Consider the following 20,898-nt stretch of genomic DNA (forward strand, 5'->3'; position numbering starts at 1 on the left):
GTGTGTTGGCTATGCTTTCTCACCCGAATCACTGACGGAAGTCGAACTTATCGGGATGAATCAGGGATGTCCATGTCCCTGGCCGAAGGTTACCTACGGTTGTTCAAATTCGTTCCCGATGAATTTGTCGTCACTTGCCGCGTTACTCGGCCTGCGGCCTCGCCTCTACGGGCCAGCGCAAGCACTGGTCAAGGCACAAGCGCCTTGTCATGCAACTCGAATTATTTAGGGTTAAGAGGATTGCGTAATGATTAATAAAATTTTTGCCCTCCCGGTTATCGAACAGCTTACCCCTGTCCTTTCCCGTCGTCAGCTTGATGACCTGGATCTGATCGTCGTTGACCATCCGCAGGTTAAAGCCTCTTTTGCATTACAGGGCGCGCACCTTCTCTCCTGGAAACCCATTGGCGAGGAAGAGGTATTGTGGCTCAGTAATAATACGCCTTTCAAAACCGGCGTGGCGCTACGCGGCGGCGTACCGATCTGCTGGCCCTGGTTTGGACCTGCGGCTCAACAGGGTCTGCCGTCACACGGCTTTGCGCGTAATCTACCGTGGGCGCTAAAAGCGCATAATGAAGATGATAATGGCGTAATGCTGACATTTGAGCTGCAAAGCAGTGAGGCCACCCGGAAATACTGGCCGCACGATTTCACGCTGCTGGCACGTTTTAAAGTGGGCAAAACCTGTGAAATTGAACTGGAAGCGCATGGCGAGTTTGCAACCACATCCGCGCTCCACAGCTATTTTAACGTTGGCGACATCGCCAACGTTAAGGTCAGCGGACTCGGCGATCGGTTTATTGATAAAGTTAACGACGCTAAAGAAGGTGTCCTGACCGACGGTATACAAACCTTTCCGGACCGTACCGATCGCGTTTACCTCAATCCTGAAGCATGTAGCGTGATCCACGATGCGACATTAAACCGCACGATTGATGTGGTCCACCACCATCACCTTAACGTCGTAGGCTGGAACCCTGGCCCGGCGTTGTCCGTCAGCATGGGCGACATGCCGGATGACGGCTATAAAACGTTTGTCTGCGTTGAAACGGTTTACGCTACTGCGCCGCAACAAGCCACAGAAGAAAAACACTCTCGTCTGGCGCAGACTATCTGCGTCGCTAAACGCTAAAAGTGAATGGATAACGGCGTTGCTATAGGATCTGAAAGGCGTCAGCCGCCATCAGGCATGACCTGCCGGATGGCGGCGCTTACACATTTTATCCGGCGTCACACCATATCCAACGCGGTTTTCCCCTTTGGCGCAGGCCAGGCGTTGTCCAGTAAGGCAAGTTCGTTTGCTGACAAGGCGATCTCAAGCGCCGCCGCATTTTGCTTCACGTGTTCTGTACTTCCGGCTTTCGGGATCGCCATCACGCCCGGATGCGCAATCACCCACGTCAGTAAGATTTGCGCCGCCGTTGCGTTATGCGCTTGCGCAATTTCATTCACCACCGGATGATTCAGTAAACCGCTACGTAACCGGCCAGCCTGCGCCAGCGGGCTATAGGCCATCACTGGCATTCGCTGTTGTTGACACCACGGCAATAAATCATACTCAATACCGCGTGACGCCAGATGATAGAGCACCTGATTTGTCGCGCATTGCTGTCCCCCGGGGATGCGCCACAGCGCCTGCATATCGTCATAATCAAGATTAGAGACTCCCCAACGGCGAATTTTCCCCTGCGCGATTAGCCGCTCCATACCTTCAACGGTCTCTTCGAATGAAAAGTTTCCGGCCCAGTGCAATAGATAGAGATCGAGATAATCTGTTTTCAGACGACGCAGGCTTTCCTCACAGGCGGCAACTATCTTCTGGCCGCCAGCGTTCCACGGGTACACTTTTGACACCAGAAATGCCTCATCGCGTCGCCCTGCCAGCGCCTCGCCCACGACCTTTTCCGCCCCGCCGTCGGCATACATTTCCGCCGTATCAATAAGGCGTAACCCCAAATCCAGCCCCGCGCGCAGCGCCGAAACCTCGCGCTGACGTTGATCCGCGCGCTCGCCCATATACCATGTTCCCTGTCCGATGGCAGGAAGCGTCACCTGCCCGCAAAACGTTACGTTTTTCACTGATTTCATTTCCTTTTCAATGTCACTCGACGGTAAAACAATACAGGACTCTTAGACCCTACGGTAATGTCCGGCATCATACCGCGCAAGGGGGCGATTTTCTTGTCACTGACGAACGTCATCCGCAATCATGTCGACGATGCGGGTAATATGCGCGGCGGGTCGCTGATTCAGTAATAATTGACGCATCACATTCATATAGGGCGTCACATGTTGAAAGAACTCCAGATATCCTTTACAGAGATAATTTTGCCGTTCGCCGCCGTCCATACAAATTCGATGTTTCGGACAACCGCCGTGACAGGCAAAGCGCCACGTACAGTTCTGGCAGCGTGAGGAAAGGTTTGCTTTAGCCGCGCCAAACTGCTGCTGAAAAGGAGAGGCCGCCATTTCTTCTAAAGAGTGTTGCTGCAGATTGCCCAGTTTATAGGCGGGAAAAACAAAATGGTCACAGCTAAACACGTCGCCATTCTGCTCCACCAGCAAACTTTGCCCGCAGGTCGACTGCATCGTACAAAGCGTGGCGGGCTCCCCCATCCAGACGCCAAGTAAGTTGTCAAAAAGCTGTACGAATATGTGTCCGACATCGTGACGTATCCATTGATCAAAAACATCGCACATAAAGGCGCCCCACCCTTCAGGCGTAACGGAAAAGGGCATCAGCGAAGGCGAATCCTCATTGTCAGATAACGTCAAAGAACGCTGCGCTTTTTGCGCGAGCGGCTCAACAATGGGAATAAATTGCAGGTGTTTACTTTCCAGTTCCTGCGTCAAAAAATGATAAATAGCGTTGCCATGACGGCATGACGCATCATTCACGACAGTGAGCGTGTTGAACTCGACATCATTTGCCTGCAGAAGGCGGATAGCATTAACGACTCGGGAAAAAGACGCCCGCCCTGACGGCGTTCTCCGGTAATTATCATGAACGACTTGCGGCCCATCAATCGATATACCAATCAGGAACTGGTGCTGCGCAAAGAAAGCCGCCCACTCTTCATTGATTAATACGCCATTGGTTTGCAGACTGTTGTAAATAGTTTTGCCGTTGGCATAGCGTTGCTGCAAGCACACCACTTTTTGATAAAAAGAAAGACCGCATAGCGTTGGCTCTCCCCCCTGCCAACAAAACGAGACCTCTGAGGATGGCGTATCATCAATTACCCGACGGATATACGTCTCCAGCACATCGTCAGACATGACGCGCTGGCCCCGGGGTTTATCAAGATAGAAACAGTACTTGCAGGATAAGTTACACAGACTGCCGCTGGGCTTGGCTACGGTATTGAATACTATGCTCATTCGTCTTACTCGCTGTGAAGAATGGGTATAGCATAAGCGGGACGTGACAGGGCGATATCAGCCAGCATTGCAACAATTATTACGCTAATTGTTAGCGCAGTTGTAATCACCTGGATTTTTCATATAAAAGGCTAGTTTTTTAAATTGATGTAACAAAGTATAAATCACGTAAGGCTGCGCCATCCCCGGTCAACAGCGCATTTATGCAAGCCGCCATGTTCGCGTTTCAGTTAGCACAAAGCCTGCATAACGCAGGCTTTGTCATGGTTTTTCCGGCAAATTCAATCAATCAGAATCTATAGGTCACGCCAGTAGAAAGGATACCGGTCCAGGATTTATCCACCATCGGGCTGTCGGTAATTTCATCCGACAGGCGGGTGTAGCGCGCAGTACCATATACGCTCCAGTTACCGGCGAAATTATAGTTAGCGCTAAGTTCAAGATACGGGTTCCAGCTATCGTTCGGGTTATAGCCGCGCAGGCCGCTACGCGAAGATTCTTTACGTGATACGCCGTAATAGTAATCGTTCTGGTTCTCGCTATTCCATTCAACCCCGATACCTGGCGTTAAGGTCAGCCCGCCATTGGTATACCGATACAGCCAGGCCAGATCCCAGACAATACCGTTACTGTTATCCAACGTATCCCCTGCCAGTGAGGTACGCAGGAATCCATACTGGGTGTGATGCGCGTAAGAAACGCCCGCCATCATAGTACTTTTACGCCTGTCCAGACGACGCAACTGATGGTCATCGCTGTCGCCCGGTTTGAAGTACATCGGGGACCAGTATGCCATGATTGACAACTTATCGGCATTGTCATTCCACAAGTAGTACCCGCCGCCCAGACCACGGAACCAGAAGTTTTCGTTTTCATAAGCGATGACCGGTATCGGATAAACATCGCTATCGTAATCTTTATAAGGGTGTTCAACCACACCAACGCCTGCGCCCAACGTCAGGTTGCTTTCAGCGTGCGCGACGCTGGCGGATGTTGCAATAAACACGCCAAGAGCCAGAAGTTTAAGTTTGGTCACAATCCATAATTCCTTATTCAAATGTTCTGCGGCAAAAGTGTAACCGCCAATACCTGTAAGCCCAACTATTTTACACAATGTAACCGTTTAATATCACCATCATCGATTATTTTCAGATGATCGGCTGATGATCGTTATGTGACCGGGAACGCTTTTTCTGATATCCACCAGCCTTTTCTACCTGATGAGTTATTGATATGTCATCGAAATCCACTGACGCGTACAGGCAAGTTTTGCAAATGCCATCTACGCTTAATGTTAAGAAGGTGTATCACCGGACACGTTGATCTTCTGACCAATAAAATGGCATGAGAGTTGCTTTTTTTTCCTTAGCAGAGACGGCGTTCAGTCTACCTCTTCCGGGAGCCTCTACTATTCATATGAACGGCTCTTAACATGTGCGAAAAAACGAAAGGATGGCATATCATGAATATATTCGATCACTATCGCCAGCGTTACGAAGCTGCCAAGGACGAAGAGTTCACACTGCAGGATTTTCTTACCATTTGTCGGCAAGATCGCAGTGCTTATGCCAACGCGGCAGAGCGGCTATTAATGGCTATCGGCGAGCCTAATATGGTCGACACTGCCCAGGAACCCCGACTTTCCCGACTCTTCTCCAACCGGGTTATTGCTCGCTATCCTGCGTTTGAAGAGTTTTACGGCATGGAAGACGCGATTGAACAGATTGTCTCTTATCTGAAACATGCGGCGCAAGGGCTGGAAGAGAAGAAGCAAATTCTCTATTTGCTGGGACCTGTGGGGGGTGGCAAATCATCGCTCGCTGAACGGCTGAAATCGCTAATGCAGCGCGTGCCAATTTATGTTTTAAGCGCCAACGGCGAGCGTAGTCCGGTCAACGATCATCCATTATGCCTGTTTAATCCGCAGGAAGACGCGCAGATTCTGGAAAAAGAGTACGGTATTCCGCGCCGCTATCTAGGTACGATTATGTCCCCGTGGGCGGCCAAACGCCTGCATGAGTTTGGCGGCGATATTACTAAATTCCGCGTGGTGAAAGTCTGGCCCTCCATTCTGGAGCAGATTGCCATCGCCAAAACGGAACCCGGCGATGAAAACAACCAGGATATTTCGGCGCTGGTCGGCAAGGTGGATATTCGTAAACTCGAACATCACGCCCAGAACGATCCGGATGCGTATGGTTACTCTGGCGCGCTGTGCCGCGCTAACCAGGGGATCATGGAGTTCGTCGAGATGTTTAAAGCGCCTATTAAGGTGCTGCACCCCTTGCTGACCGCAACTCAGGAAGGTAACTACAATGGCACGGAAGGTATTTCCGCCCTGCCCTTTAATGGCATCATACTTGCCCACTCAAACGAATCTGAATGGGTGACTTTCCGTAACAATAAAAATAACGAAGCGTTCCTCGACCGTGTCTATATTGTGAAGGTGCCTTATTGCCTGCGAATCTCCGAAGAGATCAAAATCTACGAGAAACTACTTAATCATAGCGAGCTGGCTCATGCGCCCTGCGCGCCGGGCACGTTGGAAACGCTTTCGCGCTTCTCGATTCTTTCCCGCCTGAAAGAGCCGGAAAATTCCAGTATTTACTCGAAAATGCGCGTTTATGACGGTGAAAGCCTGAAAGATACCGACCCCAAAGCTAAATCGTACCAGGAGTATCGCGACTATGCGGGTGTGGACGAAGGGATGAACGGTCTCTCCACCCGATTCGCCTTTAAGATCCTCTCCCGCGTATTCAACTTCGACCATGCGGAAGTGGCGGCAAACCCGGTACATCTGTTCTACGTTCTGGAACAACAAATCGAGCGCGAGCAGTTCCCGCAGGAGCAAGCTGAGCGTTATCTGGAGTTCCTGAAAGGCTACCTGATCCCGAAATACGCCGAATTTATCGGCAAGGAGATCCAGACGGCCTATCTCGAATCTTATTCTGAGTACGGGCAGAACATTTTTGATCGTTACGTGACTTATGCGGATTTCTGGATTCAGGATCAGGAGTATCGCGACCCGGATACCGGTCAACTGTTCGATCGCGAGTCGCTGAACGCCGAACTGGAAAAAATTGAAAAACCAGCGGGTATCAGTAACCCGAAAGATTTCCGTAATGAGATAGTAAACTTTGTCCTGCGCGCCAGAGCCAACAATAGCGGCCGTAATCCAAACTGGACCAGTTACGAGAAGCTGCGCACGGTGATTGAGAAAAAAATGTTCTCCAATACTGAAGAGCTGTTGCCGGTCATTTCTTTTAACGCCAAAACGTCGACTGACGAGCAGAAAAAGCATGACGACTTTGTCGATCGGATGATGGAGAAAGGGTATACCCGTAAGCAGGTTCGTTTGCTGTGCGAGTGGTACCTGCGCGTGCGTAAATCGTCGTGATGTTAATGCCCGGTGGCGCTTGCGCTTACCGGGCCTACAAAGTAATGTTCTGTAGACTGGCTAAGCATTAGCGCTATCCGGCACTGACAGAACAGGCGCTCAGTTGGCAGTACGGGGGGCATATGACCTGGTTCATAGACCGACGTCTTAACGGCAAAAATAAAAGCACGGTGAATCGCCAGCGCTTTTTGCGCCGTTATAAAGCACAAATTAAGCAGTCAATTTCCGAAGCGATTAATAAACGCTCTGTGACCGATGTCGACAGCGGAGAGTCCGTCTCTATTCCAACCGATGATATTAGCGAACCGATGTTTCATCAGGGGCGCGGCGGTCTGCGCCATCGCGTCCATCCGGGTAACGATCACTTTATCCAGAATGATCGCATTGAGCGTCCGCAAGGCGGTGGCGGCGGCGGTTCCGGCAGCGGTCAAGGTCAGGCCAGCCAGGACGGCGAAGGCCAGGATGAGTTTGTTTTTCAGATTTCAAAAGATGAATATCTGGATCTGCTCTTTGAAGATTTAGCGCTGCCTAATCTGAAGAAAAACCAGCATCGCCAGCTTAACGAGTATAAAACTCACCGCGCCGGTTTCACCTCAAACGGCGTACCGGCCAATATCAGCGTGGTACGTTCGCTACAAAACTCTCTGGCGCGCCGTACAGCAATGACGGCAGGAAAACGCCGCGAACTGCACGCGCTGGAAACGGAACTGGAGACCATCAGCCACAGCGAACCAGCGCAACTGCTTGAAGAGGAGCGATTACGTCGGGAGATTGCCGAACTACGGGCTAAAATCGAGCGAGTGCCGTTTATCGACACCTTTGATTTACGCTATAAAAATTATGAAAAACGGCCTGAGCCCTCCAGCCAGGCGGTGATGTTCTGTCTGATGGACGTCTCGGGTTCGATGGACCAGGCAACCAAAGATATGGCCAAGCGTTTTTACATTCTGCTCTATCTGTTTTTGAGCCGAACATATAAGAACGTAGAAGTGGTTTATATCCGCCACCATACCCAGGCGAAGGAAGTGGACGAACATGAGTTCTTTTATTCGCAAGAGACCGGGGGGACGATTGTCTCCAGCGCGCTTAAACTCATGGATGAAGTAGTTAAAGAGCGCTACGACCCCGGTCAGTGGAACATCTATGCGGCGCAAGCGTCAGACGGTGATAACTGGGCCGACGATTCACCGCTGTGCCATGAGATTCTGGCGAAAAAGCTGCTGCCGGTAGTGCGCTATTACAGCTATATCGAGATTACCCGCCGCGCCCACCAGACCTTATGGCGCGAGTATGAACATCTGCAGGCGACGTTCGATAACTTCGCCATGCAGCATATTCGCGATCAGGAGGATATTTATCCGGTATTCCGCGAATTGTTTCAGAAACAGAGCGCCAATCAAAGTGCATAAACCTAAATCAGCCCGTAATGCGTCACGGGCTGATTTATCACTAACAAGGCGATTATACATATTGCCATTACAATAGCCGTAAACCTGTATATCAACTGACTGGATTTACCCTACATGCTCTTACTTACCACTGAAAGCCTATGGATTTATTAATGCCAGCAATGCTCACCAGAAGGTGGCGGGAATTGCAGAGAATCAGGTTTTGCAGCTTACAAAAAAGTCATAAAAACCATTTGATTTTCGTTAGTGTTAAATCGATGCCGTTAATTAACAATTTACTTTTTGCGACAATAGTTACGACTGAAAATATCAACATCACATATTATTGAATTTATTAAATCGAGAATGATTTTTATTTCATAACATCAACACGTTTTATTTTTAAACAGTCTATTAGAGGAATTCTCATCGCTATGGTAAACTAACGCATCCGACTTTCAGGGCTGTAGTTCATCATGAATTTGCATCATAAAGCGCTCAGGCACTTTATCTCGGCAAGCGTCATCGTTTTGACATCGTCCTTCCTGATTTACGAACTTATTGCTAGCGACAGGGCAATGAATGCCTATATGCGTTATATCATGGAGAGAGCCGATTCGTCGTTTTTGTACGATAAGTATCAGAATCAGAGCATCGCCGCACATTTGATGCGAACTTTTGAAGCGCCGGGAGACCCCGTCACCGCAGAAAAACGCCGCGCGTTTTGCGACGCCTTTGAGGCTATTAACGGTACGCACGGTGTCAACCTGACCCGGCATAATTACCCGGCGCTACATGGCACCCTGCAAACTGCCGCTACACAATGTACCGATAATCTTGATGACGCCCTTTTACTGCCTGCATTTGATCAGGCGGTAAGCATCAACCGTTCGCAGGACGACCACAGTCACGGGCTGGGCACACTGGAGCTTAAATTCCGTTATTACGTTGATTTAAATAAACATTATGTCTATTTCTATGATTTAATCAACTCACGGCGCTTCGCCATGCATCGTTGGACTTTTTTACAAAAAGGCACAATGGGTATTAACAGAAAAGATATAGATAAACTTTTTACCGGCCGTACGGTTATTTCAAGTATTTACATGGATGATATTACCCAGGAAAACGTCATGAGCTTTTTAACGCCAGTCTATCTGGCGGGAACGTTAAAAGGTATCGTGATGGTGGATGTTAACCAGGATAATTTAAAAAATATTTTTTATACCCAGGACCGTCCGCTGGTTTGGCGTTATCTTAACGTAACACTAAAGGATATGGACTCCGGAAAAGAAATTATTATTAATCAAAGCAAAAATAATCTGTTTCAATATGTGAATTATAGCCATGATATCCCTGGTGGACTGCGCGTTTCGTTGTCCCTTGATTTAACCTATTTCCTTGTCTCGTCCTGGAAAGCGCTGGCCTTTTACTTACTGGCAACGGCGCTCCTGCTTAATATGGTACGGATGCACTTTCGGCTTTATCGCAACGTCACACGCGAAAATATTAGCGATGCCATGACCGGGCTTTACAACCGTAAAATATTAACACCGGAGCTGGAACAGCGACTGCAACGCCTGGTCAATGCCGGGACGCCGGTGACATTTGTCGCTATTGATTGCGATAGGTTAAAACTGATCAACGATACCCAGGGGCACCAGGAAGGCGACCGAATTATTACCCTGTTGGCGAAAGCGATTAAAACATCGATTCGTAAAAGCGATTACGCCATTCGCCTCGGCGGCGATGAGTTCTGTATTATTCTTGTTGATTACGCGGCGGATTTGGCTATCCATCTGCCGGAGCGTATTATTCGTAACCTGCAAATTATCGCACCGGATAAGACAGTCCATTTTTCTGCCGGGATTTATAATATGCAGCCCAATGATACGATTAATGATGCCTACCAGGCTTCCGATGCGCAGCTCTATCTGAACAAACAACAAAAACAACATCGTTCATCATAGTGCTTCGCAGTAAATGTTCATATTGCACCAGGAGTAAGAAATGGCCGAAATGACTGAAGTCGCAAAGGGTGTCGCTACACACCAACGTTTAGTGGCTTTATTAACCCAGGAGAACGCGCGCTATCGTGTGGTGAACCATGAAGCGGTAGGGAAATGCGAAGCGGTATCTGAAATACGCGGTACTGCGCTGGGCCAGGGCGCAAAAGCGCTGGTCTGTAAAGTCAAAGGCAACGGCGTCAACCAGCACGTTCTTGCTATTCTGGCGGCCGATCAGCAAGCCGACCTCTCTCAGCTTGCTTCACATCTGGGCGGCTTACGCGCTTCCCTTGCCAGCCCGGCGGAAGTCGATATGCTGACCGGCTGCGTTTTTGGCGCGATCCCGCCTTTCAGTTTTCACCCTAATCTGAAACTGGTCGCCGATCCGCTTCTGTTTGAGCGTTTCGATGAAATTGCCTTTAATGCCGGCCTGCTGGAAAAATCAGTCATTATGAATACACAGGACTATCTGCGCATCGCCCGACCAGAACTGGCAGTCTTCCGCCGCTTTCAGTCATCGCCAACGGCTTAGTCCCCTTCCCCTTCAAGGAGCAATACCGACACAACGATAATGATAAAAATGGCGAAAAACGACGCCGTAATCATCAGCGCTTCAAGAAACGGTGGATCGTACATAATTGTATCCTCAGGAAGACAACAATGACGGTTCACCTGTTAGCAATACGCGGCGTTGATGACAATTTAATGATAACGCCGTTTTTCACGTAGAGATTGTCTTTCAGGCAGTTGCCTGAAATCCGCATCAATCGTTAAAAAGGCCTGTGCGCTTTCCCGTTTGGGCGTAAAGTAGTCAGGCTTACTTTTTGGCAAGGAAACCATAATGTTTGATGTCACTCTGCTGATCCTGCTCGGACTGGCAGCTCTGGGATTTATCAGCCACAACACCACTGTCGCCGTCTCAATTCTGGTGCTGATTATTGTCCGCGTAACCCCGTTGAATACCTTTTTTCCCTGGATTGAAAAACAGGGACTCACCGTCGGGATTATCATTCTGACCATCGGCGTAATGGCTCCCATCGCCAGCGGAACCCTACCGCCCTCCACATTGATCCACTCTTTTGTGAACTGGAAATCGCTGGTCGCGATTGCTGTCGGCGTTTTCGTCTCCTGGCTGGGCGGTCGCGGCATTACGCTGATGGGAAACCAACCGCAGCTCGTCGCCGGGCTGCTGGTCGGTACGGTACTTGGCGTCGCGCTGTTTCGCGGCGTGCCGGTCGGCCCACTGATTGCGGCGGGGCTGGTCTCTTTAATTGTGGGGAAGCAGTAACTCGCCCGTCAGATACTGGCCTGGCGTCTGCCCCAGGCCTTTTTTAAACATGGTAATGAATGCCGTGGTGGAATCATAACCCAGCATTTGCGCCGTCTGTTGTACATTACGCCCCGCGATCAGCGCTTGTAGCGCCAGAATTAATTGCAACTGATGACGCCAGCGACGAAAGCTTAGTCCCGTCTCTTTGACGACCAGCCGGGCAAGGTTACGCTCGCTCATCGCGAATACGCTGGCCCACTGCCCTAACGTATTCCATCGCGCGGGCTCCTGCGCCATTGTCTCAACCATTTGGCGAATTTTAGGATGCCCCGATACCGGTAATTGCAATTGTTCCTGCGGCTGCTGCGGCAGTTCATCAAACAACACCTGAATAAGGCGCTGCGTTGGCATTTGCGCTCTTTCGGAATCGGTTCTGCGCGCCAGCGACAAAATCAACTCCCGGCATAACGGCGAAATTTTCAGCGTGCAGCAACGCTCCGGCATGACGACCGCTGCAGGTTCAATAAATAAAAAGCACAGTTCCGCCCCTGCGGTCACATGATTACTGTGCGGCAGCGAGCCGGGGAGCCAGACGGCATACTGGGGCGGAACCATCCACATCGCATTTTCCACCTCGCAGGTAATCGCGCCGTGCAGAGCGAGAATCAACTGTCCCTTGCGATGCTGATGGCGAGGGCTAAACAGTTCATCATCCCTGGCGCGAATACAAAAGGCCACAGCGGCATCGTGGTGAAGGTCGGGATCGTAACCGTCCAGTCTCAGACCAATCATTATATTGTCCGATTTTAGCGATAAATTGTCATTTTAGCTTGATTCATCCAAACAGTAAAAACTGTTAAGGTATCGCCTCGCCTGACGAGATGAGAAAACGATGACGACAGCCCTTTCACCACGCGGCAAACAGGGCGCTTTACTGATTGCCGGTATTTTGATGATAGCCACTACGCTGCGCGTAACATTTACCGGCGCTGCGCCGTTGCTGGAGACAATCCGTTCGGATTACGGTCTTTCCACCGCCCAGACGGGCCTGCTAACAACCTTGCCGCTTCTGGCGTTTGCACTGGTTTCGCCGCTGGCGGCCGGTATTGCCCGCCGGTTTGGGATGGAACGCAGTCTGTTTGCCGCAATGCTGCTGATTTGCGCGGGTATTGCTCTCCGCTCCCTGCCCTCCGCTGCATTGTTGTTTGCCGGAACTGCCATTATTGGGTGCGGGATAGCGCTGGGTAATGTGCTGCTACCAGGATTGATTAAGCGCGATTTTTCACAACATGTCGCCAGGCTGACGGGCGCGTATTCATTGACGATGGGCGCCGCCGCCGCGTTGGGGTCCGCGCTGGTGGTTCCGCTGGCGTTGCACGGTTTTGGCTGGCGCGGCGCGCTGTTAATGCTGATGCTGTTTCCGCTGTTGGCGTTTCTTATCTGGTTGCCGCAGTGGCGCACTACCCGCTCAGCTAACCTGAGTAGCTCCCGGGCATTACATGAACGCGGTATCTGGCGTTCGCCTTTAGCCTGGCAAGTTACGTTGTTTTTGGGACTTAACTCACTGATTTATTATGTAATTATCGGCTGGTTACCAACAATACTCATCAGCCACGGTTACAGCGAAGCACAGGCAGGATCGCTACATGGCCTGCTGCAACTGGCGACCGCGGCGCCTGGGTTAGCCATTCCGCTTATTTTGCCTCGCTTTAACGATCAACGCTGGATTGCCGCGCTGGTCTCACTCTTGTGCGCAGTGGGCGCGGCGGGGCTTTGGTTTGTGCCGGGCCAGGCGATCATCTGGACGCTACTGTTCGGCTTCGGTTCAGGCGCGACGATGATCCTCGGCCTGACGTTTATCGGCCTGCGCGCCAGTTCGGCGCATCAGGCGGCGGCGCTTTCCGGCATGGCGCAGTCGGTCGGGTATTTACTGGCGGCATGTGGGCCGCCCGTCATGGGAAAACTTCATGATGCCAGCGGTAGCTGGTATCTGCCGCTATCGGGCGTAACGGTTCTGGCTATCATCATGGCGATTTTCGGCCTCTACGCCGGACGCGATCGAGAGATAGCGTCATAAATAAACCTGATACCCACTTGAATGCCTGATGACGCTTCGTTTATCAGGCCTGATCCATTAAAATCATTACCGCTATCCGACAAAAGTACCGTAAGCGACACCATCACAGGAGGGAAAAATGCGAATCCAGTGTAAGCGCGTCTATTTCCCGGCGGAAAAAGACGATGGTTATCGGGTATTGGTTGACAGGCTATGGCCACGCGGCATTAAAAAATCGGCGCTGGTCTATGATGAATGGAATAAGGCCATTACGCCCTCCACCGAATTGCGCAAAGCCTTTCATAGCGAACTGATTGATTTTAACCACTTCGCGCAGCAATACCGGGCAGAACTTGCGCAACAGCATCACGAAGGCAAACGGCTGGCGGATATTGCCCGACACCAGCCGCTAACGTTGCTATACGCCGCTAAAGATACTCGCCAGAACCATGCCATTGTGCTGGCAGAGTGGCTACGAGAGCTGTGATTGTCGTGCCGCCGCCTGGCCTGGTTGTCTGTCCGGGGACAACGGCATCAAATGTTCTGCTCGCACCCAGGCAAAACCGTGCTGACCATCGGCGGAGGCTACGTCGCCCGTAACCAGCCACAGCGCCCGAGGCGCTTCTTTCGGCAGTAAGGTGACGTGTCCATTTACCGGATTAATGAATTCATCTCCGGGTTGGCACAGGCAAAATAGCTCAACCGATTTACCAATATTCCGCCGTCCGGCGGTTGTCTTAGCGCCAATAACTATTGCCAACGCGCCCGGCTTTAACTGAAACATATTTTCTTGCGCCGCATGAAACTCATTATCAGATTGTTCTTAATCATATCCCGTCGGACCGCAGGTTGTCACTTTTTCGTATCAGGGTGCTCTCTGCGCCATAATGTCCACTCATCAATGATTTCGCCATTGGGCAATTTGCAATCGGAACGCACGCCTTGTGGGGTCTGCACTGGCATCAGCGTACCGCCCTGTTGCTCACAGTAGACGGCTGCCGGATTAGGCATCCCAATACGCGGCGGCCTGGGGGCGTTGGGTTGCGACGATGAACAAGCGCTCAGCAGCAATACGCCTGGCAACGCAATCCACGTAAATTTCATAACGACTCCTTAAAGCGATATTTTGTCCAGGATAACCTGGCGGGTACGCTATTTCCATACTTTCTGTCAGCGCTTTAGTGGGTGTTTATCCCGGGTTAAGTCAGTAATAACCACGCCCTGTCACAAAGCAACCGACCTTTTGTCGCTGAGAAAACCCTGCTATTCTGGCGCCCCCTGAACAGTGAAGGTAATAGCATGAGAGTGGGTATCCTCTTCCCTGTCGTCATTTTCATTACGGCAATATTATTTTTGGCATGGTTTTTTATTGGCGGTTACGCCGCGCCGGGAGCATAACCATGAGGAAAACAACGATGGTGTTGATGGGCATCGCGCTAATTGCGGTGGCGGGTACCGAACTGGGCTGGTGGTAAATTCATTTTGAATAATAAAGGCTACCTGTCGTAGCCTTTATTATCTCTGAAAGTTCTGCGTTTAGCTTTTGATTTTTCTGTAGATTAACAGCACGACAATCGCGCCGATCACCGCGACTGCAAAGCTGCCGAAGTTGAAACCATCCACTTTGCCAAAGCCAAAGAACGTACTGATCCATCCTCCGACTACCGCACCAACGATCCCCAGAATGATCGTCATAAAGAATCCGCCGCCATCTTTACCTGGCATGATCCACTTAGCCAAAATACCCGCAATAAGTCCAAAAATAATCCATGAAAGAATGCCCATTTTTTCCTCACTTATGTCTTAACGTTAGCGGTTTATTTGCCGTTAAAAAGAATAGCACATCGTCAGGAAAGTGAAGTTTGTGATGTCCATCACCTTTTAGCGTCGTGGATAAAAGCGCATAAATATCAGGGTTGCAATCATTAATGATAACGATTATCTTTATCAATACCGAGTGGTTGAGTTTATAACCCACCTGTTCGGTACGACATTGCTCACATTGCTTCCAGTATTATTTGCCCGCCTCACCGAGTGCGGGCTTTTTTTGCTAACCGCTATCTATCCCATGTCGAATTCATGGTCTTTTTCAGCCGCGCTATTTTGCGTGATACGGGGTCATCTCCAGCGCCGTACATTCATCCTGCTTGTCCTGCTGCATAAACACCACGGTCACCATAAACAAACCGATCATAAATGGCACTTCATAAAGCTCTTCAATCAAATCTGTGTAACGAGCGTTATGCAGGAATATCGGCGACAACCACCGATGATGCTCGACAGTGTCGGAAATCAGATATGAACATGCCGTCACGGTAAACAGCCACAATGGCAGAGGAGCGTCCCGTAGGCGACGAACAATCTCCTTACGGAGCCCGGCAGAAAACAGGACTGGCAAGACTAACGCAGCAATTAATAGCACTGAAATCGTTCTGAACAGCATACGCGGCTCGTCAGGGAAATAGTCACGCCCCCAACTGGTGCTTCTACCCAATAGCACCACCCACCAGACAACAGCCCATAGCCAAAACTGCTTTGCCCCTTCGGGACGGGAAAGTGGCCGTATATACCAGGCGGTAAATAGCGCCCCAAACAGTAACCATAACGCTTGTCCGTTTTCAATCCATCGGACCACCACGCCGTTAAGCAAAGGCAATTGCCAGTCCGCCGTAAACGGGATGACCACAGCGGCAAGCGCAAGAGTAAGTGCTGACGAAGTTAATCGGGTATCGAGTTTCATGATTATAAGACTCTTCTGGTTTTTAATACCCAATCATAAGTTTTATGAATACGCTCTCATTAGCAAACAATGCGATATTCTTAATGTTTTCTTAATGTTTCTTTTCAACCCATGTCTGATGTAAATAAACAGCGCTTTTCAATACGCAAAAACCGCATCACGCTGGCGACGCGCGATGCGGCTTCTGATTTAAAAAATCACTTTATATCAAATAGATACTACAAGATCCTTACCAACCGCAAACGTCGTGTTCGTTTTCGGTATCGTAGGAACGCACGGTATTGACCAAATCCTTCACAACTTCTGCTGCAACTTCAGGTACCAGCAACGTCATCGGTGCTTCCGTTTCATAGTCCACAGAGACGCCGTTGCTATTATTCGTGACCGTGACGGTATAAGTAGCTTTTCCCATTATTATTCTCTCCCGGCATGAATGACTTTTCGTGAGGTCGCCCCTTCCATCAGTACTTCCGGCGCGACAAAAAAGTCGATGTTAAAATAGGTATCATCCGTCATGACCTCAATATTGTGCCACTTTTCCGGAGGAAACACGCCAAACTCGCCGGCATTGATCACCATGATCTCTTCCGGCTCAGAGCAATGTTCATCAGCGTATCCGAGATATTTGACCGCCCCCTGCATCACCGAGAGACGAGGATAAACGCCGGGTCGCGTTCCCTTATCAAGGTGGCGTTCGAAAATTCCGGCAGGCGCCGTCTCTTTGTTCCAGAAGGGCGTGGAACGTGTATGGATATGATTTTGTGGAATTTGCCGCATTTGCTTCCCTCTTCCCGCAGGTTACTCAGCGATAATCTCATCGCTGTCGTAAAAAGGTTACGCTCCAAAAACAGCATTTTAAATACCATTTATTGGTTACTATTTTGCTGTTTTCCACGCAATAAAACCGAAAGGAGAGCAATGACCCGCCGTTGACGACGGGTCCAGGTGGTTAAGACTGGAGCGTTGCCAGCCGGGCGGCAAATCCGACGAAAAGAAGGCCAATCAAAGAATTGCCCACTTTTGCCAGTTTCTTTTTGGTACCAATATAGTGGGTTACAAAAGCGCCAGAAAGAATTAAAAAGCTCAGATAGCAAAAACTGACGATTTCAAGGGTGGTGGCCAAAATAAAAAATGACACCCCAGTATGCGGCGCAGTAACATCAATAAATTGCACAAAAAAGGAAACATAAAAAAGTATGGCTTTAGGATTCGTCAGGCTAAGAATTAAAGCACGCTTAAAAATAGCGCCAAAAGGAACTACCGTTTCCGTCGCCGCACGCCCTTTTGAGGTCAGAGTGGCGTAAAGGATTTTTGCGCCAAGGTAGAGCAGATAAAACGCGCCGAGATAGCGAACAATGTTAAACAGAACCGGCGTTGTTTTGATCAGCGTCGCCACGCCCGCATACGCCAGAAACATTAATATCGCATCGCCGATAAACACGCCGCATGCGGCAAGATATCCTCCTTTAACCCCGCGTCCCACGCTATTTTTAAGCACAAAAAGCGTATTCGGCCCCGGTACCAGAACGATAAAAATCGCCCCGACCAGGTACGTCCAATAATTCAGAACACCATACTCCGCGAACACATTAACCTCTTCCTGAAAACATTTACGCTTAGCTGCGAAACAGTATGCTAACGAATGCACCGGAAGATGGGAAGCGAAACCACGTCTCTCCAGCCGCTATTCCGCCACGCTTATATCCCCATCACCCAAAAACGTTCTTTTATCGCGCCCCCGCAGGCAATCACCAGGTATTGGCCCACGTTTCCTCATGGGGGATTAACGCGCGCGTCGCACCAAAGATAGGGCTGCCAACACATCACTGATATCGCTCTCATTCAGATTCGGCGCATTAAAGTGCGTTCTCAGCCACACCATATCCTCATGGCTGAAAGCGCCGACCATCAGGCGCTGGCTGATAATGATCAACATTTGATTATCAAGTTGTCGAATACGTTGCCGGGTGACCGACAAGGTTTGTATCGGAAAGGAGGGTTCTGAGCCGGTTCGCCACTGCGCTAAATAGCGGTACTGTATCGCTTTACTGGCATCCATTAGCGAACGAATAAAAGGGGTTATCGAATGCGGGTCCAGACCGTTATTTTTCGCTTCTTCTTCAGCCTCGGCAAAAACATTTTGTTCACGTGTGAAATCCTCTATCGGCAGATGGTGCTTCATTTTATAAGCAGCCACATCTTTCATTAATAACATGCGTTCATTGAGCGCGGTTAAGAGCGCGCCAAGCGATACCGACGTTACCGAATCGGCAAAAGTGGTGCTGCACATCAATAAAGAACAAAGAAAAATGGCGATATGACGAATCATTAATCAACCTCCTTTTACGGAGGCCTGACAGTAATTTACCTTTATTAAGATAACATTAAGTAATTATTACAGATGGGTATTAATGCTTATTCGTTTAAACTGGAGTGAGAAAAAAGAACAGGCCGTTGATTCTGCGGAATCTTCACCTTCATTTAAAGTGTATAAAATATACAACAAATCACACAAATGTGATGCGCATCACGTTTTTATGATTTTTTATTACAGTTTTATGATATAGGTCTAACTTTAATAGGTCACTAATTTCTCTCCCCCGCTCAGGGAGATCGGCTTCAATTTACATCGAATATGGTGAAATATGACTACCATTACACTAGTCAACGAACAAAATAGTACTGGCAATCCTTTTTCTGCACATATGTTATGTGAACAGCGAGCTATTCAGGAAATTACTTACGAACTATTGCAATCGCAGCAGCATGTCTCAAATAAGGATATCATCGCCAAACTTATTGAAAAACTGGAAACAGAAAAAGACGTAGTGCAGCTTGATATTTACCGTAATGCCTTAGAAGCCGTTTTGTTTCAGACACCTGACGACATCTAATATATACCCAAAATAATTCGAGTTGCTTAAAGGCGGCAAGGGAGTGAGTCCCCAGGAGCATAGATAACTATATGACTGGGGTGAACGACAAATCTGCCGGGAGCAGATTTGAACGTCGCGTGCGACGGCCCGTCAGGGCGAGGCCCATGGATGGGCCGAGTAATCCGTAGCCAACACATAAGCAACTTGAAGTATGAAGAGTATAAACAAGGGAGGGGTTTACTCCTCCCCTGTTCGTTAATAATGCAGATGCCTCAACGTGCGGTGCCTGATTTTTCGTAGCCGTTTGCATGGATTTGCGGTGCAACATGCTGCATGCTTTCTGGCATCTCATGCTGCCGATATACGGCTGGCAGTAATGTTAAGCCTGAGCCATTTTTCACATGAAGACTAAATTTACCCGATTCTTTTAAAGCCTGAATAAGATTTTCCTGCGCGGGAGTTAATGTCTCATCATGCCACAGAACAATATGCTCGAAAGACGTTGATAAAAGATCGGGCATCGGCGCCTGCCAGGGGATGACTTCAACTCGCATACCTTCACTACAATATTTAATCGTTTCCAGCCATAGCTCAATGGGGTCGTTCAGCGAAAACGCAGCAATAAGCATTGTGCCTGCTGGCGCCTTTCGTACGCTACTTAGCTGGAACGTGGCGTATTCAATAATCGCAGTATCCAGTAATGCCTTTTCAAATCGGCGTGCATCATCATCGCCTGCGGACAACCACAGCCGTAAAGGACGCAGTATTGACTCAATGACGATACACGGCGGAATTTCCCGACCATAACGCCAGAGTAATTTTCGCAATTTGGCGGGTTCGAATTTTCTACACTGCGCTAAAATCTCTTCCTGGTAGAATAACCATCCCGAGCGGCAATGCGTTTCTTCACCATAGAGGGCAGGTTTAATCTCTTTTAATGAAAAGCCTTTGCTTAACGCGTCGATAATATGCTGTATTCTGATAGCATCTTCTATGCAATAAAAACGATTGCCAGCTTCATCTTTGGTAGGTTGAAGCAGGCCATAGCGTTCCCAGGACCTGATATTTGCTGTTGTGACACCACACTGCGCCGCCATTGCGCTAATACTAAAAGTAGCCATGCCTGTCTGGCCTCATGATGATGTAAGAAAGCATAGTGAACCTAAACGCCATCAGAAGCAAATCATTATTAAGCAATGACCTTACTATTTACACGGGAAATTACATTATCAACATTATTTATTGTAAGCCAGTGCGTAAAGGCTTTAGAAACGGACAGTATTTGATAGTCCAGAACTGTTCTACAACCTAATTTAGTCAGAACATGGTAGCGTACTGAGTAAATAGTTTTTAAATGTACATTCAGCTCACAGCTTATTTGTCGGATATCCATTCCTTTAACAAGCATCGCCAAAACATTTCTTTCATTCGCCGTTAATCTGACTTTCTCTGACCTGGGAAAAAATTGACCAGCAGCGGCCAAAATCAGTAACTCACGCCACTCAGCAATAGAGGCATCGACCTTTATTCGATATATAGCATGATGTTCATCAATAAAGTTATATTCATTATGGGTAACAATTCCAATGAGTACCGTTTTAAATGTGGAAGTAATATACTGCTGTACGGTGTAGTAATCGTCGATATCAAAAATAATATAATTTACGTTGCCAGCTATTATTGCGACGTCCTTAAATAAGGACTCCAGACCATAATTAAGAAACAGGTTTTCGCTCAATAGTCTTGTATCTGTCTTTAAAACAGATGATGCGGAACCAGTCATA

Annotated in this window: 26 protein-coding genes; 11 read left to right on the plus strand and 15 right to left on the minus strand. The window is 49.0% G+C overall.

All coding sequences use genetic code 11. The features are described 5' to 3' along the window. The first annotated feature begins 247 nt into the window (after positions 1-247). The gene (locus ACLJNW_RS05310; RefSeq protein ID WP_023204094.1) at positions 248-1,132 is read left to right on the plus strand and encodes a D-hexose-6-phosphate mutarotase; all 885 of its coding nucleotides are present in this window, start codon (positions 248-250) and stop codon (positions 1,130-1,132) included. 98 nt (positions 1,133-1,230) lie between these two features. Here the strand turns inward: ACLJNW_RS05310 and ACLJNW_RS05315 are convergent, their stop codons facing one another. The 3 genes from ACLJNW_RS05315 to ACLJNW_RS05325 form a co-directional block, all read right to left on the minus strand. Then, entirely contained in the window at positions 1,231-2,088 is an 858-nt protein-coding gene (locus tag ACLJNW_RS05315) for an aldo/keto reductase (RefSeq protein ID WP_021294184.1), read from the minus strand. A gap of 96 nt (positions 2,089-2,184) precedes the next feature. After that, positions 2,185-3,381: an anaerobic sulfatase maturase gene (locus ACLJNW_RS05320; protein WP_001624394.1), complete on the minus strand. Its 1,197-nt coding sequence runs from the start codon at positions 3,379-3,381 to the stop codon at positions 2,185-2,187. Positions 3,382-3,670: 289 nt separating this feature from the next. Then, positions 3,671-4,417 (minus strand): MipA/OmpV family protein, encoded by a 747-nt coding sequence (locus ACLJNW_RS05325; RefSeq protein WP_023204095.1) that lies wholly within the window; start codon positions 4,415-4,417, stop codon positions 3,671-3,673. Between the two features lie 426 nt (positions 4,418-4,843). On the opposite strand from ACLJNW_RS05325, the gene yeaG reads away from it, so the two are divergent. From yeaG to ACLJNW_RS05345, 4 genes are all read left to right on the plus strand, one after another. Continuing rightward, positions 4,844-6,778: a protein kinase YeaG gene (gene yeaG / locus ACLJNW_RS05330; protein WP_001518010.1), complete on the plus strand. Its 1,935-nt coding sequence runs from the start codon at positions 4,844-4,846 to the stop codon at positions 6,776-6,778. A gap of 122 nt (positions 6,779-6,900) precedes the next feature. Next, complete coding sequence (locus tag ACLJNW_RS05335) at positions 6,901-8,187, plus strand: YeaH/YhbH family protein (protein WP_000219714.1); 1,287 nt, start codon at positions 6,901-6,903, stop codon at positions 8,185-8,187. A 455-nt stretch (positions 8,188-8,642) separates the two neighbouring features. Next, positions 8,643-10,136 carry a diguanylate cyclase DgcJ gene (dgcJ, locus tag ACLJNW_RS05340; RefSeq protein ID WP_017440988.1) on the plus strand — a complete coding sequence of 498 codons (1,494 nt, stop codon included), beginning with the start codon at positions 8,643-8,645 and terminating at the stop codon, positions 10,134-10,136. 49 nt (positions 10,137-10,185) lie between these two features. Beyond that, positions 10,186-10,704: a YbaK/prolyl-tRNA synthetase associated domain-containing protein gene (locus ACLJNW_RS05345; protein WP_010989016.1), complete on the plus strand. Its 519-nt coding sequence runs from the start codon at positions 10,186-10,188 to the stop codon at positions 10,702-10,704. Here ACLJNW_RS05345 and yoaI read toward each other — a convergent pair. Continuing rightward, complete coding sequence (gene yoaI, locus ACLJNW_RS05350) at positions 10,701-10,808, minus strand: small membrane protein YoaI (RefSeq protein WP_000272239.1); 108 nt, start codon at positions 10,806-10,808, stop codon at positions 10,701-10,703. The genes ACLJNW_RS05345 and yoaI overlap by 4 nt on opposite strands. Positions 10,809-11,013: 205 nt before the next feature. On the opposite strand from yoaI, the gene ACLJNW_RS05355 reads away from it, so the two are divergent. Further along, positions 11,014-11,460, plus strand: a complete 447-nt coding sequence (locus ACLJNW_RS05355) for a DUF441 domain-containing protein (RefSeq protein WP_000460698.1) — start codon at positions 11,014-11,016, stop codon at positions 11,458-11,460. On the opposite strand, the gene ACLJNW_RS05360 is transcribed toward ACLJNW_RS05355, so the two are convergent. Beyond that, on the minus strand, positions 11,440-12,234 hold the full coding sequence (locus tag ACLJNW_RS05360) for an AraC family transcriptional regulator (protein WP_000579798.1): 795 nt from the start codon (positions 12,232-12,234) through the stop codon (positions 11,440-11,442). The two genes, ACLJNW_RS05355 and ACLJNW_RS05360, sit on opposite strands and share 21 nt — an antisense overlap. A 100-nt stretch (positions 12,235-12,334) precedes the next feature. On the opposite strand from ACLJNW_RS05360, the gene ACLJNW_RS05365 reads away from it, so the two are divergent. Together ACLJNW_RS05365 and ACLJNW_RS05370 are read left to right on the plus strand one after the other, a co-directional pair. Next, positions 12,335-13,519 (plus strand): CynX/NimT family MFS transporter, encoded by a 1,185-nt coding sequence (locus ACLJNW_RS05365; RefSeq protein ID WP_000205343.1) that lies wholly within the window; start codon positions 12,335-12,337, stop codon positions 13,517-13,519. Between the two features lie 118 nt (positions 13,520-13,637). Then, complete coding sequence (locus ACLJNW_RS05370; RefSeq protein ID WP_001222530.1) at positions 13,638-13,985, plus strand: DUF488 domain-containing protein; 348 nt, start codon at positions 13,638-13,640, stop codon at positions 13,983-13,985. On the opposite strand, the gene ACLJNW_RS05375 is transcribed toward ACLJNW_RS05370, so the two are convergent. After that, a complete protein-coding gene (locus ACLJNW_RS05375; RefSeq protein WP_000487135.1) occupies positions 13,971-14,282 on the minus strand; it encodes a hypothetical protein in 312 nt (103 codons plus the stop codon). The genes ACLJNW_RS05370 and ACLJNW_RS05375 overlap by 15 nt on opposite strands. A gap of 68 nt (positions 14,283-14,350) precedes the next feature. After that, positions 14,351-14,602, minus strand: a complete 252-nt coding sequence (locus tag ACLJNW_RS05380) for a DUF333 domain-containing protein (protein WP_000673492.1) — start codon at positions 14,600-14,602, stop codon at positions 14,351-14,353. A gap of 195 nt (positions 14,603-14,797) precedes the next feature. On the opposite strand from ACLJNW_RS05380, the gene ACLJNW_RS05385 reads away from it, so the two are divergent. Next, on the plus strand, positions 14,798-14,896 hold the full coding sequence (locus ACLJNW_RS05385; protein WP_001589065.1) for a YoaK family small membrane protein: 99 nt from the start codon (positions 14,798-14,800) through the stop codon (positions 14,894-14,896). Between the two features lie 138 nt (positions 14,897-15,034). Here the strand turns inward: ACLJNW_RS05385 and ACLJNW_RS05390 are convergent, their stop codons facing one another. The 6 genes from ACLJNW_RS05390 to ACLJNW_RS05415 form a co-directional block, all read right to left on the minus strand. Further along, a complete protein-coding gene (locus ACLJNW_RS05390; RefSeq protein ID WP_000512149.1) occupies positions 15,035-15,283 on the minus strand; it encodes a GlsB/YeaQ/YmgE family stress response membrane protein in 249 nt (82 codons plus the stop codon). Positions 15,284-15,596: 313 nt separating this feature from the next. Then, positions 15,597-16,238, minus strand: coding sequence for a hypothetical protein (locus ACLJNW_RS05395; protein ID WP_001576139.1), 642 nt, complete (start codon positions 16,236-16,238; stop codon positions 15,597-15,599). Between the two features lie 229 nt (positions 16,239-16,467). After that, positions 16,468-16,650 (minus strand): DUF1869 domain-containing protein, encoded by a 183-nt coding sequence (locus ACLJNW_RS05400; RefSeq protein ID WP_000513733.1) that lies wholly within the window; start codon positions 16,648-16,650, stop codon positions 16,468-16,470. A 2-nt stretch (positions 16,651-16,652) separates the two neighbouring features. Continuing rightward, positions 16,653-17,015 (minus strand): DUF1971 domain-containing protein YeaR, encoded by a 363-nt coding sequence (gene yeaR / locus ACLJNW_RS05405; RefSeq protein WP_001248993.1) that lies wholly within the window; start codon positions 17,013-17,015, stop codon positions 16,653-16,655. Between the two features lie 172 nt (positions 17,016-17,187). Next, entirely contained in the window at positions 17,188-17,826 is a 639-nt protein-coding gene (gene leuE, locus ACLJNW_RS05410) for a leucine efflux protein LeuE (protein WP_000457190.1), read from the minus strand. Positions 17,827-18,021: 195 nt separating this feature from the next. Further along, on the minus strand, positions 18,022-18,567 hold the full coding sequence (locus ACLJNW_RS05415) for a chorismate mutase (protein WP_000617990.1): 546 nt from the start codon (positions 18,565-18,567) through the stop codon (positions 18,022-18,024). Positions 18,568-18,649: 82 nt separating this feature from the next. Between ACLJNW_RS05415 and ACLJNW_RS05420 the strand changes: the two genes are divergently transcribed. Beyond that, positions 18,650-18,805, plus strand: a complete 156-nt coding sequence (locus tag ACLJNW_RS05420) for a hypothetical protein (RefSeq protein WP_000908466.1) — start codon at positions 18,650-18,652, stop codon at positions 18,803-18,805. 78 nt (positions 18,806-18,883) lie between these two features. Further along, a complete protein-coding gene (locus tag ACLJNW_RS05425) occupies positions 18,884-19,132 on the plus strand; it encodes a biofilm/acid-resistance regulator YmgB/AriR (protein ID WP_000208086.1) in 249 nt (82 codons plus the stop codon). A 254-nt stretch (positions 19,133-19,386) separates the two neighbouring features. On the opposite strand, the gene ACLJNW_RS05430 is transcribed toward ACLJNW_RS05425, so the two are convergent. Beyond that, positions 19,387-20,235 carry a MerR family transcriptional regulator gene (locus tag ACLJNW_RS05430; RefSeq protein WP_000190263.1) on the minus strand — a complete coding sequence of 283 codons (849 nt, stop codon included), beginning with the start codon at positions 20,233-20,235 and terminating at the stop codon, positions 19,387-19,389. A gap of 68 nt (positions 20,236-20,303) precedes the next feature. Continuing rightward, complete coding sequence (locus ACLJNW_RS05435) at positions 20,304-20,897, minus strand: helix-turn-helix domain-containing protein (protein WP_001562706.1); 594 nt, start codon at positions 20,895-20,897, stop codon at positions 20,304-20,306. Position 20,898: the final 1 nt, after the last annotated feature.

Origin of the sequence: Salmonella sp. SAL4457 (genome assembly GCF_046548235.1) — a bacterium.
In the GTDB taxonomy this organism is placed as follows: Bacteria; Pseudomonadota; Gammaproteobacteria; order Enterobacterales; family Enterobacteriaceae; genus Salmonella; species Salmonella enterica.